Genomic DNA, 14,675 nt, shown 5'->3' with positions numbered 1-14,675 from the left:
TGTAAAAATACTCTTTTTTTATTATAAGTTCTTATTAAAAACTTTTTCTATTGCATAAGCATAACGCTTTTTAGAGCGCGTTGAACTTCCTGATGCTGGCGCACTGTATGCTTTATTACCTGCATAACGCAATGGTTTTTCATCAAAGTTCATCAACATATAGCCGTAGGCTCCCATGTTTTTTGGTTCTTCTTGTGCCCAAACAAAATCATCTGCATTAGGATACGAAGCGATCACTGCTTTAATTTGCTCTACTGGTAAAGGGAACAATTGTTCGATACGCACAAATGCAATATCATCTCTTCCTAGTTCTTCTCTTTTCGCAACTAGATCGTAGTAGAATTTTCCAGACACAAACACCAACGATTTCACTTTTGCTTTATCTGTAACAGTATCGTCAATCACGTATTGGAATTTACCATCTGCTAATTCACTGATTGTAGACGTTGCCATTGGATGTCTCAATAAACTCTTCGGTGACATCACGATCAACGGTTTTCTAAAGTCTGTTACCATTTGTCTTCTCAACAAGTGGAAGAAGTTTGCTGGTGTTGTACAGTTTGCTACGAACATATTGTGTTCTGCACATAGCTGTAAATAGCGTTCTAAACGAGCGGAAGAGTGTTCTGCCCCTTGGTTTTCATACCCGTGTGGCAACAACATCACTAAACCGTTTTGGCTATTCCATTTATCTTCTGCAGCAGAGATGTATTGGTCTAACATAATCTGAGCACCGTTTGAGAAATCTCCGAACTGCGCTTCCCAAATAGTTAGGGTATTTGGATTAGTCAAGGCGTATCCATATTCAAATCCAACCACAGCATATTCAGACAATAGGGAATTGTAAATTCTCATTTGTCCTTTTTGGTCTTTCAATTGGTTCAATAAAACGATTAATTCCTCCGTATCTTCTGTTTTAACCACAGCGTGACGGTGAGAGAACGTACCGCGTTCAACGTCTTGTCCAGACATACGCACGTCGTACCCCTCTGAAAGTAGAGACCCATAAGCCAAAAGTTCTCCCATGGCCCAGTCTAACTTATCGTTTTCGAAGAACATGGTTTTGCGATCTCCGATCAGTCTTTTTACTTTACTGATGAATTTTTTATCTTCTGGAAGTGCAGTAATTACCTCAGCGATATCCGTCAACACTTGCTTAGACACTTTTGTATCGTAATCCACAACCATTTCCGTTTCGTCTACCGTTCTGAAATCCTTCCAGTTTTCTTGCATGAACGTTCTGATTTTAACAAATTCATTCTCACGAGAAATTTGTAAATCTTGTTCTAATACATCTTTATATTGTTGTTCTAAATCTTTAACAAAGCTTTCATCCACGATTTTATCTTCTAACAATCGTGCGTTATAGATATTTCTAGCGTTTGGATGCTTAGCAATCAATTTATATAAAAGAGGTTGGGTGAATTTTGGTTCATCTCCCTCGTTGTGTCCATATTTACGGTATCCCACTAAGTCGATAAAAACATCGCGACCAAAAGTCATACGGTATTCTAAAGCGAATAAGAATGCGCGTACCGCAGCTTCAGTATCATCTGCGTTTACGTGTAGCACAGGTGATGCGGTAACTTTCGCAATATCTGTAGAATACGTAGATGAACGACCGTCAGTATAGTTTGTAGTAAATCCAACTTGATTGTTTAGTACAATATGGATAGTTCCTTCTGTTTTATATCCTCTTAACTGAGCCATTTGCACGATTTCATACACAATTCCTTGTCCTGAAATAGCGGCATCACCGTGTAAAGCGATTGGCAATACTTTAGATGGTTGGCTAGCGAATACGGTATCTTGTTTTGCTCTGGCGATTCCTTCAATTACGGCACCAACAGTCTCTAAGTGAGAAGGATTTGGCGCTAGGTTTAGGTGGATATCTTTTCCTGCGCGTGTTTGGCGTGTTGAGCTTAACCCCAAGTGATATTTAACGTCCCCATCGAAGCCTTCTACCGTATCATAATCTTTTCCGTCGAATTCAGAGAATATTTCTTGGGTAGGTTTTTTGAATACGTTTGCTAAAACGTTCAAACGACCACGGTGTGCCATTCCAACAACAATTTCCTCTACGCCTTTTGTAGCAGCTGCTTCGATTAAAAAGTCCATCGCTGGGATTGCAGCTTCTAAACCTTCTAATGAGAAACGCTTTTGACCTACATATTTTGTGTTTAAGAAGTTTTCGAAAGAAACCGCTTCAATTAACTTGTGTAGAATTTCTTTTTTCTCTTCTGCATTAAATTTTGCTTCTGGGATTTCGAAGTGATCTTGGATCCAATTCACTTCTTTTTCGTCTGTAATATATTTAAACTCAATACCTAAAGTAGCGCAGTAAATTTTCTCTAATTGAGCAATAATTTGTGCTAATGTAGCCGTTGGCAATTGTAACACTTTAGCTGCGTCAAACTTTGTATTTAGATCAGCCGCTGATAAACCGAATTTTTCAAGGTTTAAATCAGGATGAACAACTCTTCTCTCTCTAAGCGGGTTGGTCTTGGTCAATAGATGTCCGTAAGTCCTGTACGCGTCAATTAACTTCAGTACAGCTAACTCTTTTGCAATTTGGCTTGTATCAACCGAACTACCTGTATTTGAACTGGTTGTTGGTGATGTTACATACGTTACTTTTTCTACTGTGCCATCATTAAATTCATTTGCAAAATCGAAACCTTGAAAGAAGGCTCTCCAACTTGGTTCTACGCTATCTGGATTTTCTAAATATTGATCATACAAATCTGCAAAAAATGCAGTGTGTGCCGCGTTTAAAAAGGAAAATCTATCCATAATTTTCGTCTAAAGACCTATTGATTAAATATTATATATACAAAAATACAACTCTTTGATTACAAAAGTATAAACTTTTTCTTATTTTTATCTCACAACAATTTCATAAAACAGCTATGAGAAGATTTTATGTCAAAAAAATGGGTATTTTATTCATTTTTTCATTTTTTTTATTGTCCAATTTTTCACTTTTAGCACAACAAAACCGAAATAACTCCGAAAATTACGATTCTGTCAAAAAATGGAGATTTGGCGGTGGGTTCGGATTAGGCTTCGGAAATGGCTATACGGATGTGATGTTAGCCCCAAGTGCACTCTATACCGTCAACCCCTATTTGAGTGTTGGTGTTGGTTTGCAAGGGAGTTATATCAACAGCAAAGACCGCTCTTTTTACTACAGTAGTGTCAAAGAATACCAATCGTGGATTTATGGCGGGAGCTTAATTGCTTTGTCTAACCCGATTCCACAATTACAACTCTCTATTGAACTGGAGCAATTGCGCGTCAACAACACCTATACTTATAAGGAAGACTTACACAAGCTCGATGCCAACTTCTGGAATACTGCCCTATTCTTAGGCGCAGGATACAGCAGTGGCCCCGCAACGGTAGGCATTCGATATAATGTATTGTACCGCGAAAAAGACATGGTGTATGGCAGTGCCTTTATGCCTTTTATCCGCATTTATTTCTAATGCGAATCACTTTGGATAAGATACAAAAAAAGAGCCGATTGTACAAATCGGCTCTTTTTTTACTTGTATAAGCGTTGTTTCCTTCCTGTTCCTGACAACTTTCAAACGAAAACTAGTCTATATTATTTAACTCCTAGCTTGTGTCTTTGCATCTTGCCCCCTTGTCATTTCCTTTGCTATTTTTCTTTGTTGTGATTCATCATCAGAAAAGCCAAACTTCCAAATAGCGGGAAGAACAGCACCATAAAGAAAAACAAAATCTTTTTATTTGTCGGATAAGAGGATTGTCCTACGCGATATAAACTGTAAATCATTAGAACGATAACTCCAAGGATAAAAACTTGCCAAACAATTATATTCATAGTGTCTCTAATTTTGTAACATAAATACAAAAGCAATACCATTTTCCTGGCGAGATGTGATTTGTATTAGTCTCCTTTGTTTTGTATAACTTAAAAACTTGCTCTTCTCAAAAGAAAAATAAATAGCGTAATGTTTCAGGTATTAAAGTGAATGTCTAAAGTACACTTTTTGAAACTCGCGTTTCACAATAAGATAGGTCAATTGTTGAAAATAGTTGAAGACATCGCCTTCTTCTAAAGCGCGGATGTCTTTTTCTGCTACGTCAATGCGGTAGAGTAGCATGGATAGCTTGGCAGGAGTACGCGAAGCCATACGCTCCAATTCCTCTTGAATTTGATGTACCAATTCAAGAGGAGTTGAAGGTTGGAAGACAATATCCTCATCTACACTCAATCTAAAATCGCGTTGAACTTGTTGGACCAATGGGTCAAATAAGTTTCTTTCTTTTAATTGATCTTCAAGATAAGTTACTGCTACCTCCATAGTATATTACATTTGTCTGTTCATCAATTCTTTGCTAAAAACGCGAAGCAGTTCTTTTTTATCCTCCTCAATGGCTAGGACATCAAGAATTTTCAGCGCATCTTCTGTGTATTGTTCGATCAACTGTAAAGAGGCATCTTTCGAACCTGTTTCTATAAATAATTGTTTTACGCGTTCAATTTTATGGTCTTCATTCTCGCATTCCACAGTGGCATAAAAGCGAAGCAATTCCTCTTTTTGTACGGGATTGGCTTTTTCTACAGCTTTTAAATACAAGAAGGTCTTTTTATTCTCTAGGATATCTCCTCCTATTCGCTTGCCAAAGGTTGCTTCGTCTCCGAATGCATCCAAGTGATCATCTAGCAATTGAAAAGCAATACCCAAATTCAATCCAAAGTTATAGATTTGGTCGCCATTTTCTTCGGATGTTTTGGCAACAATTGCTCCCATCTTTAATGCGGCAGCCACTAAAACAGCTGTTTTGTACTCAATCATTTTGATGTATTGTTCGATTCGCACGTCTCCGCGTTGTTCAAAACAAATATCGTATTGTTGGCCTTCGCATACTTGGATGGCCGTTTTGCTAAACAATTTGGCTAAATCTCTAAACGTGGTTGGTTCATAATGCTCAAAATATTGATAAGCGAGGATTAGCATAGCATCTCCAGAGAGAATCGCCGTATTGACATCCCATTTTTCGTGTACAGTTTGATGTCCTCGGCGCAAAGAAGCATCGTCCATAATATCGTCATGCATCAAGGAAAAGTTGTGAAACAATTCAATGGCGGTAGCCGCATGGATAGCCTTCTTCGGATCTTCATTGAAAACATCAGCTGCCATTAACGTTAAAACAGGTCTAATTTGTTTTCCTCCTAAGGAAAGAATATACGAAATAGGCTCATACAGTTCCTTTGGTTGACCATCTAATTGTATTGAATCAAGATAGGATGCTATCTCTTTTTTATATTTTGCTATTGATTGCATGCTCAAAAAAAATTTTGGTAAAAATACGCGTTTTTTAAAGACTTTTAGTTTATCTGCGCATTTCTACTTTTTGACTGCCGCAAATATCCTAAAAATAGATCAGTAATCCACCAGTTTGCATCCAAAAACAATACCTCAATCACCTCTACCCTCAATTTTTGTTGCAGAACAACTTCTAAATCTCTCAAACTAATGGTAAATCGTCCATTCAATCATCTCCTATATCCTCCCCCTTCTTTTTACATCACTTTTAGATGGAAACTTTCCTTCGAGTTAAAGTTTTCATAAATCAATGGAAACTTTAAAACCAATTCCGTTTCCTATTTATATTTGCCCGACTAAAAAGAGATACATGGAAACTTTAATTTTAGAAAAAGCAACTCAATTGTTTTTGTCTCAAGGATATAAGAGCATCACAATGGATGATATTGCAGCAGAACTGTCGATATCTAAAAAGACAATTTACCAACACTATGCATCAAAACCTGAACTGATAGAAAAGAGTTTGGTCTACATCAACGATAAATTCTTAAAATCACTTGAAGTACTATTTGCACAAAACAAAACGGCTATAGCGGAAATAATCGCGGCCCATAACAATATAAATGAAGTATTTGCGGTTGAAACCTCTGTTTGCTTGTATCAACTGAACAAATACTATCCGAAGATTGCACAGAAGCAAAAGATCATCCACAAGAAAAAATTTGTGGGCATTATTGAGCGCAACTTGGAAAAAGGAATAAAAGAAGGGGTATACCGACCGAATCTAGACGTTGAATTTACGGCACGTTTCCACATTGCTTCTGTAGTTTTAATCGATGATCACGATTATTTTGAACCAGAGGAATATACTCACATGGAATTACACGCCTTGCATCTCGATCATCACATGCGCAGTATCACCACAGAAAAAGGCCTCAAACAATACTTAGAACTCAAACAAAGTATCATCAATGAATAAAACTTTCCTCACCCTATGCAGTCTATTTTTCCTCAGTCAAGGATGGGCACAAACGCCTGTTTTAACACTAAAGGACGCCTTACACTACGCATTAGTTCACAAATCGGAAGCTCAACAAGCCTCCTTGGACATCGTCAACAGTGATTACCAAATTCAAGAAGTGAAAGCAAATGCATTGCCACACCTCAATGTGGAGGCGAATATTGCCAACAACGTTAAAATCCAGGAAATGCCATTAACGCTAGGTGGGCAAACGCAAATGATTCCCTTCAACTTGAAGTGGAACTCCCAAATTACGGCTACTGCTTCTCAAATATTGTTTAATCAGGCAGTTTTCATGGGATTAAAAGCGGCGCGTTCTGCCAAAGAATTCTATGTGATCAACAAGGAGTTGACAGATGAACAAATCATTGAAAAAGTTGCTTCAACGTACTATCAAGTTTTTCAATCTAAAGCGATGCTACAGACTTTAGAGACAACCATTACGAGTACGACACGCATCAAATCGATCATCGAGGATTTGCACAGCAACGGTTTGGCAACACAGATTGATTTGGATCGAACAAAAGTAAGCCTAAGCAATCTAAAAGCAACTAAACAACAGTTAATCAACGCAGTAGAACTACAGCAAAATGCTTTAAAGTTCTTTATGGGAATGGATTTAGACACCCCCATTCAGTTGCCTGACAATACCTTTACTATTGATGAAAGCGTAGTATTGGCTGAAAATAAAATTGATCATCGCACGGAAGTATACTTGTTAGAGAAACAAAAAGAGCTCTTAACCTATAAGCTGAAGTCAATACAGGCAGATTACTATCCTAGCTTATCAGCTTTTGGTACGTTTGGTTATCAAGGTATGGGGGATAAGTTTCCGTGGGGGGCAAAGCCGAATGACGGTGTATTTTGGACGAGTGCATCTGCCGTAGGAATCTCGCTTAAGCTACCTATTTTCAATGGTTTTGAAACAAAATCAAAAGTAAAACAAGCCAAAATAGAGATTGAAAAGCTAGCAATTGAATTGGACGATACCAAACAAGCCTTGCATTTAGACTTTGCAAACGCGCAAAAGTCAATTGAAAATGCATTAATCACGATTAACATTCAGAAAGAAAACGTAGAACTAGCGAAGAGTATATTGACCAATATGCAGAACAACTATCAACATGGATTGGCTACTTTGACTGATCTACTCAATGCGGAAAATGCTTATACCGAAGCGGAGAATAATTACACAACTTCTCTTCTCGATTTCAAACTAGCTGAAATTCAAATTATTAAATCTCAAGGAGAGCTAAAAACCTTACTAAACTAATTCTTCATCTAATCTCAAACAACCATGAAAAAAATAATAACAGCGTTAGTCCTAGTTGCTTTAATTGGCGGGACCATCTATATACTAGAGCGAAACAAGACTCAGAATGATGCGGAAACAGCTCTTGTTGCCCAGCAGGATGCGACGATAGCTGTACGTGCGGAGCAAGCGAAAGTACAGATCGTTGACGCTACCTATAAGGCCAATGGAAACTTTGTTCCTTTTCAAGAAGTAACGATTGCAGCGGAAACACCAGGACGCGTAGTACGTCTGTTGGTAGAGGAAGGAGCTAGTGTGCGCAAAGGGCAAACTTTAGCACTTGTCAATAGCGATCAGATCAACGTTCAAATTCGCAATGCAGAAGCGGCTTATGCCACTGCCAAAGCGGATGTAGCGCGATTTGAAAGTGCCTTTACCACAGGGGGAGTGACCCAACAACAATTGGATCAGGTAAAACTCATGCTCAAAAACGCAGAAGCCAATTTAAAATCAGCACAAATCACCGCTGCTGACGCTAATATTAAAGCACCCATTGACGGTGTTATCAACAAAAAACACGTCGAACAAGGAAGCTTTGTTGCACCAGGCGCCCCTCTTTTCGATCTTGTCAATGTCAATCAGTTAAAACTACGAGTGAACGTAGACGAAAGTCATGTAGCCAATTTAAAGGAAGGAGATCTTATCCCTGTAAAAGCAAGTGTGTTTCCCAATGAAACTTTTGAGGGTAAAGTAACGTTTATCGCACCTAAAGCAGACGCTGCATTAAACTACCCTGTAGATTTATTACTGACCAATGGCAAAGACAAGCAATTGCGTGCGGGAATGTATGGCTCGGCATATTTTGATGCAGATAAAAATCAGGATACACCTCTACTGCTTGTTCCTCGTGATGCCTTTGTAGGTAGTGTAAGTTCCAATTTAATTTATCGCATCATTGATAATAAAGCAGTTGCTACACAAGTGGTATCGGGTAGAAATCTCGGAGATTTTGTTGAAATCCTCGACGGATTAAAAGAAGGAGAGCTTATCATTATCTCCGGACAAATCAACTTAACTGATCAAGCACCTGTATCTATTATTAAATAACATCCTAAAAGAGAGGATTGACATATGAAAATAGCCGAAATATCCATAAAACGTCCGAGTATCATTATTGTACTATTTATTGCATTAATTCTCGGAGGTATTTTTAGTTATAAAAACCTCAGTTACGAGCTTATTCCAAAATTTGAAGTAAACGTAATTACGGTTGCCACCGTATATCCAGGAGCATCTCCTTCGGAAATAGAAAATACGGTCACCAAGAAAATCGAAGATGCAGTTGCCTCCTTAGAAAACGTAAAGAAAGTAGAGGCGTTATCGTTTGAGAGCTTGTCGACGGTCATGATTTACTTGACCTCAGAAGCAAATGTCGACTTATCGCTCAACGATGCTCAGCGCAAGATCAACGCCATTCTCAAAGATTTACCCAAAGACGTTGATCCACCATCTTTACAGAAATACTCACTGAGTGATTTGCCCATCATGACGCTGAGTGTAACGAGTAACCTGACAGAAAAAGAGCTTTACGATTTATTAGACAAGAAAATCCAACCGATTTTTTCACGTGTAGCTGGTGTTGCAAAAGTGGAATTAGTAGGGGGTGAAGAGAGAGAAATTCAAGTTTTACTTGATCCCAAGAAGATTGAAGCATATGGCTTGAGTGTCCCTATGGTACAACAAGCAGTTTTGAGTGCCAACTTAGACTTCCCCACGGGGAGCGTAAAGTCCCAAGACAAGCAAACACTGATTCGCTTAGCTGGGAAGTACAAAGACATTGAAGAAATGCGAAACTTAGTTATCGCTTCTCAGCAAGGTATTGACATTCGCCTACGCGATATTGCTGACGTACAAGATGGCATTAAAGAAGTAGAGAAAATCGCGCGTTTAAATCAGCAGTCGACCATTTTGATGCAGGTGATTAAACAGTCTGACGCCAATGCGGTGACGGTAAGTGAATTGACGCAAAAAGCTATTGCCGAGGTTGAGCAAAACTATGCGGACATTCAACTGAACATTAAAACGGCCAACGATTCTTCCCAATTTACATTAGAGGCGGCGAATGCCGTTATGTTTGACTTGTTCCTCGCGATTGTATTGGTTGCTTTTGTGATGCTATTTTTCTTGCACAGTTTTAGAAATGCCCTAATTGTAATGGTAGCCATACCGCTATCGTTAGTTGCTACCTTTATCGGTATCTACCTCTTGGGCTATTCCCTAAACTTGTTGAGTTTACTCGCTCTATCCTTAGTGGTTGGGATTTTAGTAGATGACGCTATTGTGGTCATTGAAAACATTCACCGTCACATGGAGATGGGGAAAAACAAGATACGCGCCTCCTATGACGGAGCGAAGGAAATTGGTTTTACCGTAACAGCGATTACCTTGGTCATTGTGGTGGTGTTCTTACCCATTGCCATGTCTTCGGGATTGGTACCAAACATTATCAAGCAATTCTGTGTAACAGTAATTATAGCCACCCTATTGTCATTATTGGTATCCTTTACCATTGTACCGTGGTTATTCTCAAGATATGGAAAGATTGAGGTGATTCATCCTAGCTCTTTCTTTGGAAGAATATTGCATGGATTTGAAAAAGGATTAACCTCTTTTACCCATAGTATTTCAGGTCTATTAGTATGGTCGTTAAAGTCGACCAAAAACACTGTTATTGTGTTGATTGTTGTAGCAGTAGCCTTTTTCGGATCACTCTTACTTCCCGTTTTTGGTTATGTTGGAGGAGAATTCTTCCCCAAAACGGATAAAGGAGAATTTTTAGTTCAGTTAGAACTAGACAAAGATGCATCGGTACAACAGACCAATCGCATGACGCAAAAGGCAGAGGCTTTTTTGCGCACAAAATCAGAAGTAGTTGATATGATTACTACGGTTGGACAATCATCTGAGGGTTATGGCGGAAGCCAAGCGACGAAGTATAAATCGGAGATTCACGTCATCTTAACGGATAAGAAACAGCGCAGTGAGAGTTCTTTCGTCTATGCTGCAAAATTAAAAAATGAGCTTGCACCCTTGATGGTAGGGGTAAAAGTAAAAACGGTTCCTGTAGGTTTAATTGGTGCAGAAGAAGCGCCTTTAGCACTAACAATTACGGGATCTAACTTAGATGATGCCATGGATTTTGCGATTCAAGCCAAAGCGTTATTGGATCAAATTCCGGGTACGATGGAAACCAAATTAACAACAGAAACAGGAAGTCCTGAGATCAATGTACAAGTAGATCGCGATAAAATGGCGGCACTTGGATTGGACATGTATACCGTAGGGATGACGATGCAAACGGCGTTTAATGGTAATACAGATGGGAAGTATAGAGCAGGTGAATACGAATACGACATCAACATACGCTTTCAGGAATACGCTCGTACAACGATTGACGATGTAAAAACGATCAACTTTAAGAACAACCAAGGACAAGATGTGAAGTTAGCGCAATTTGCTACGGTAAATTACAGCTCAGGTCCGTCTATCTTGGAACGAAGAGATAAGAGTCCGTCGGTAACGATCAAATCACAAACGATAGGTCGTTCACCAGGTGCGATTGCCGAAGAGTGGTTACCTCAATTTGATCAGTTGACCTTAAAACCAGGGGTAAAATATCAATGGACAGGGACCATGGAAGATCAAGAGGAAGGTTTTGGTACTTTGGGAGTTGCTTTATTGGCGGCTATTATTTTGGTTTACTTGGTTATGGTTGCGTTATACGACAGTTTTTCCAAGCCGTTCATTGTTATTTTCTCTGTTCCACTTTCCTTTATTGGTGCTTTACTTGCACTTGCGATCGCGAACATCTCCCTGAATATTTTTACTATTCTAGGTATTATCATGTTAATTGGTTTGGTGTGTAAGAATGCTATTTTACTGGTTGACTTTGCCAACCATCGCGTCGAAGCTGGAGACAGTGTGCACGATGCACTTATTGCGGCAAATCACGCGCGTTTACGTCCAATTTTAATGACGACAATCGCCATGGTGATTGGAATGGTGCCTATTGCACTTGCCAGTGGTGCTGGTGCTGAAATGAACAATGGATTAGCCGTTGTAATTATTGGGGGACTACTTTCCTCCCTCCTCTTAACCTTGGTTATTGTACCTATTATCTACTCTATTTTTGATAAAATCGGACAGCGATTTGGCAAAAGAGATAACGTAGATTATCAGGCAGAAATGGAAGCAGACTACGAACCGAATCACAATTTCAGTGATCATCACTAGGAGTTCAATCCTAGAACGAACTAAAATAAACGAAAATAGAGTAGCATATTTTTTCTACTCTATTTTTTTTTTCTTAATCTAAAACAACTTTTTTGTGGGTAGGACTTCTTATTTTTATCCCTTTAACTATGTTGTCTTATTGTGAAAAATAATTATATACAATCCTACTCTATTGCTGATATCCTAAACCGATATGAGCGTTTTATTGTAGATAAGCGATTGGCTGTTGTAGAGATTGGGCCAAAACACAGTCAGTATTTTGTGATTGGAAAACCGTATAAATTCGCCTCCTTCGGATTGATTCTCATCACTTCGGGAGAATGTGAGATTACGGTCAATTTAGAACCAACTAAGGTAAAAAAGAACGATATTCTCGTGGTGTTACCACAGCAGTTTTTTGAGATTATTCAATACACGAAAGACTTCAGCGTACAGGCGTTTTTTGCCAGTGGCGAGTTGTTTTTAGATGCTGGATTTCACTTAAAGTCCAACAATCTCATCCAGTTTTTCTCCTCCCAATATCCCAAGATAATGCCGTTAAACAACTACATCATCAAAGAGATAAAGTACCATTTGAAGCGACTGAACAAATTAGTTTTTGCCCAAGACAATATGTTTACGCATCAACTGATTTTACATCATTTCTCTATACTGATGTATGAGCTAGGTCACTTTTACAACAAGCGGGTTTTGGCAAAAACAGAAAAAAAGACATTGCGAAAAGAAGAATTGACCAAGAACTTCCTCTTACTTGTTTCCACGCATTATAAAAAAGAGAGAAGTGTACAATTTTATGCAGATCACATGTTTATCAGCAGAAAGCACCTGACTAAAATTATTGCGGATGTATTTGGCAAAGCCCCTAAAGATATCATTGTAGAAACCATTGTATTGGAGGCCAAAATATTGCTAAAAAATCCCAATAATACCATCACACAAGTGGCCAATGAATTAAATTTTCAGGATGTTGCGCTCTTCAGTAAATTTTTCAAAAACAGCACCGGTGTGTCACCTCGCGAATTTAAGTTAACAAATTAACATTTAGTAAAATTAATTGCGTCTTTTTGACAACTTGTTCCGTTTATTTAACCACTGATATTTTCGCAAAAAAAGCGAGATTTGAGTCTTTTATATGGGAACAACCCCTTTACAAAAGAATTATTTATTATTTGCATATAAGACGCAAAACTAACAAAAATGTTGAGAAACAAACAACACTATGCTCAAATAACAGCCATTGGGGGATATCTACCGAAAAACAAACGCACCAATGCTGATTTAGAACGTTTATCAGACACATCTGACGAATGGATCATGAAAAGAACAGGGATCAAAGAGCGACGTATATTAGAAGATGGTCTAGCGACATCAGATATGGCTGTTGAGGCGATAAGAGAGCTGTGCGAAACGTATCAAAAAGACTTGAAGACGATTGATGCCTTATTGGTTGCCACCTCGTCTCCGGATATGCCAATGCCATCAACGGCAAATATCATATGTGATAAATTAAATTTAACCAATGTATGGGCTTTTGATATGAATGCGGCTTGTTCTGGTTTTTTATACGCTTTAGATATGGGAGCTGCTTTAGTGGAGACAGGCCGATACAAGAATGTTGTCATCGTTGGAGCAGACAAAATCAGTTCGTACGTCGATAGCAAAGACCGTTCGACCAATATTTTATTTGGCGATGGCGCTGGGGCAGTATGGCTTGAGCCCTCACGAGAAACTGGGGTGCTAGATGCTTTATTGCTCAGTGATGGCAAGGGAATAGAGTACTTAAATATCAAAGGAGGAGGCTCGCGTTATCCTTATGATGGGGAGCATTGGAATGCCGATCATCGCTACTTAAAGCAAGATGGAAAAGTAGTTTTCAAAAATGCAGTAACGGCGATGAGTCAAGCCTGTCAATCACTTTTGGACAAAAACGGCTTAACTGTAGAGGATGTCAATTGGTTGGTTGCTCATCAAGCCAATAAGCGAATTATAGATGCCGTAGGAAAAGAATTGGGAATTGAGGAAACAAAAGCCTTAAACAATATTACCTATTCCGGCAATACGATTGCAGCTACTATTCCGCTTTGTATTTGGGAGTATAAAAATCAAATTAAAAAAGGCGATTTACTCTTACTAACTGCTTTTGGTGCAGGATTCTCCTGGGGAGCAAGTCTTTTACAATGGAATATCTAACCCTTATATCGAAACAAAGAGGTCTTCCTGCGGAAGACCTCTTTGTTTAAACTATATAAAATCAATAGGTTCAGATTATATTGCACGCCACTTATATTAACTCTTCTGGGAAGTTGACATCCTTCTCTTGGAGATATTGAATTAATTTGCCATGCTTCGTTTGCAAATCAGAAGTACAATCACAGGCAATCGGACAAATTTCAAAAGGAGATATTTCTAAAATCACAGCGATCTCATTTAAAACATCATTTTTTAATTTTGTCTTTCCACTCTCAATATCAGAATATGCCTTTTGTGAAATATTAAGCTTCATAGCTACATATTCCTGAGAAAATCCTAATTCTTTTCTTCTTGAACGCATTTTTTCCGATTGAATTTTACATTTTTGTGTTGGTGTTTGCATAATAAACCTTGAGTTTAATAAATTATCTATCACAAAGGTAACACTTTATTATATTTTAGTTCCATTTTATTAAACTTTATCGTACCTTTGGGTAACATAAACAACAAAATCAATGTCAAGCTTAAAATGAATACGCTGAAAACTGAAATTCAAAAATTCATATATGCTTAACGAAAAACTGCTTTCCCCAAAAGCAGTTTTTTTTGTGTTCAATTT

The 14,675-nt window shown here is 38.4% G+C and carries 12 protein-coding genes; 7 read left to right on the top strand and 5 right to left on the bottom strand.

What is annotated here, in order from left to right:
• Positions 1-21: 21 nt before the first annotated feature.
• Positions 22-2,793 carry a 2-oxoglutarate dehydrogenase E1 component gene (locus H4K35_RS00895; RefSeq protein WP_182625506.1) on the bottom strand — a complete coding sequence of 924 codons (2,772 nt, stop codon included), beginning with the start codon at positions 2,791-2,793 and terminating at the stop codon, positions 22-24.
• Between the two features lie 116 nt (positions 2,794-2,909).
• On the opposite strand from H4K35_RS00895, the gene H4K35_RS00890 reads away from it, so the two are divergent.
• A complete protein-coding gene (locus tag H4K35_RS00890) occupies positions 2,910-3,488 on the top strand; it encodes a hypothetical protein (protein ID WP_182625505.1) in 579 nt (192 codons plus the stop codon).
• A gap of 176 nt (positions 3,489-3,664) precedes the next feature.
• Here the strand turns inward: H4K35_RS00890 and H4K35_RS00885 are convergent, their stop codons facing one another.
• The 3 genes from H4K35_RS00885 to H4K35_RS00875 form a co-directional block, all read right to left on the bottom strand.
• On the bottom strand, positions 3,665-3,850 hold the full coding sequence (locus H4K35_RS00885; protein ID WP_182625504.1) for a hypothetical protein: 186 nt from the start codon (positions 3,848-3,850) through the stop codon (positions 3,665-3,667).
• A 142-nt stretch (positions 3,851-3,992) separates the two neighbouring features.
• On the bottom strand, positions 3,993-4,334 hold the full coding sequence (locus tag H4K35_RS00880) for a hypothetical protein (RefSeq protein ID WP_182625503.1): 342 nt from the start codon (positions 4,332-4,334) through the stop codon (positions 3,993-3,995).
• A gap of 6 nt (positions 4,335-4,340) precedes the next feature.
• Positions 4,341-5,318: a polyprenyl synthetase family protein gene (locus H4K35_RS00875; RefSeq protein WP_182625502.1), complete on the bottom strand. Its 978-nt coding sequence runs from the start codon at positions 5,316-5,318 to the stop codon at positions 4,341-4,343.
• 352 nt (positions 5,319-5,670) lie between these two features.
• Here H4K35_RS00875 and H4K35_RS00870 point away from each other — a divergent pair, with 352 nt between their 5' ends.
• The 6 genes from H4K35_RS00870 to H4K35_RS00845 all read left to right on the top strand — a co-directional run bounded on the left by H4K35_RS00870 (position 5,671) and on the right by H4K35_RS00845 (position 14,056).
• Positions 5,671-6,279 (top strand): TetR/AcrR family transcriptional regulator, encoded by a 609-nt coding sequence (locus tag H4K35_RS00870; RefSeq protein ID WP_182625501.1) that lies wholly within the window; start codon positions 5,671-5,673, stop codon positions 6,277-6,279.
• Positions 6,272-7,594 carry a TolC family protein gene (locus H4K35_RS00865; RefSeq protein ID WP_182625500.1) on the top strand — a complete coding sequence of 441 codons (1,323 nt, stop codon included), beginning with the start codon at positions 6,272-6,274 and terminating at the stop codon, positions 7,592-7,594. The genes H4K35_RS00870 and H4K35_RS00865 overlap by 8 nt, the downstream gene beginning before the upstream one ends.
• Positions 7,595-7,618: 24 nt before the next feature.
• Complete coding sequence (locus tag H4K35_RS00860) at positions 7,619-8,680, top strand: efflux RND transporter periplasmic adaptor subunit (protein ID WP_182625499.1); 1,062 nt, start codon at positions 7,619-7,621, stop codon at positions 8,678-8,680.
• A gap of 24 nt (positions 8,681-8,704) precedes the next feature.
• On the top strand, positions 8,705-11,866 hold the full coding sequence (locus H4K35_RS00855; protein ID WP_182625498.1) for an efflux RND transporter permease subunit: 3,162 nt from the start codon (positions 8,705-8,707) through the stop codon (positions 11,864-11,866).
• Positions 11,867-12,007: 141 nt separating this feature from the next.
• Complete coding sequence (locus H4K35_RS15865) at positions 12,008-12,904, top strand: helix-turn-helix domain-containing protein (protein ID WP_182625497.1); 897 nt, start codon at positions 12,008-12,010, stop codon at positions 12,902-12,904.
• 159 nt (positions 12,905-13,063) lie between these two features.
• Entirely contained in the window at positions 13,064-14,056 is a 993-nt protein-coding gene (locus tag H4K35_RS00845; protein ID WP_182625496.1) for a beta-ketoacyl-ACP synthase III, read from the top strand.
• A gap of 91 nt (positions 14,057-14,147) precedes the next feature.
• Here H4K35_RS00845 and H4K35_RS00840 read toward each other — a convergent pair whose 3' ends face one another.
• Positions 14,148-14,492 carry a helix-turn-helix domain-containing protein gene (locus tag H4K35_RS00840; RefSeq protein ID WP_286466148.1) on the bottom strand — a complete coding sequence of 115 codons (345 nt, stop codon included), beginning with the start codon at positions 14,490-14,492 and terminating at the stop codon, positions 14,148-14,150.
• Positions 14,493-14,675 lie beyond the last annotated feature (183 nt).

It is taken from the genome of Myroides sp. NP-2, from assembly GCF_014145665.1.
Lineage (GTDB): Bacteria > Bacteroidota > Bacteroidia > Flavobacteriales > Flavobacteriaceae > Flavobacterium.
Note: the sequence above shows the minus strand (reverse complement) of the source record. Positions and strands in the feature narration are given on the sequence as shown.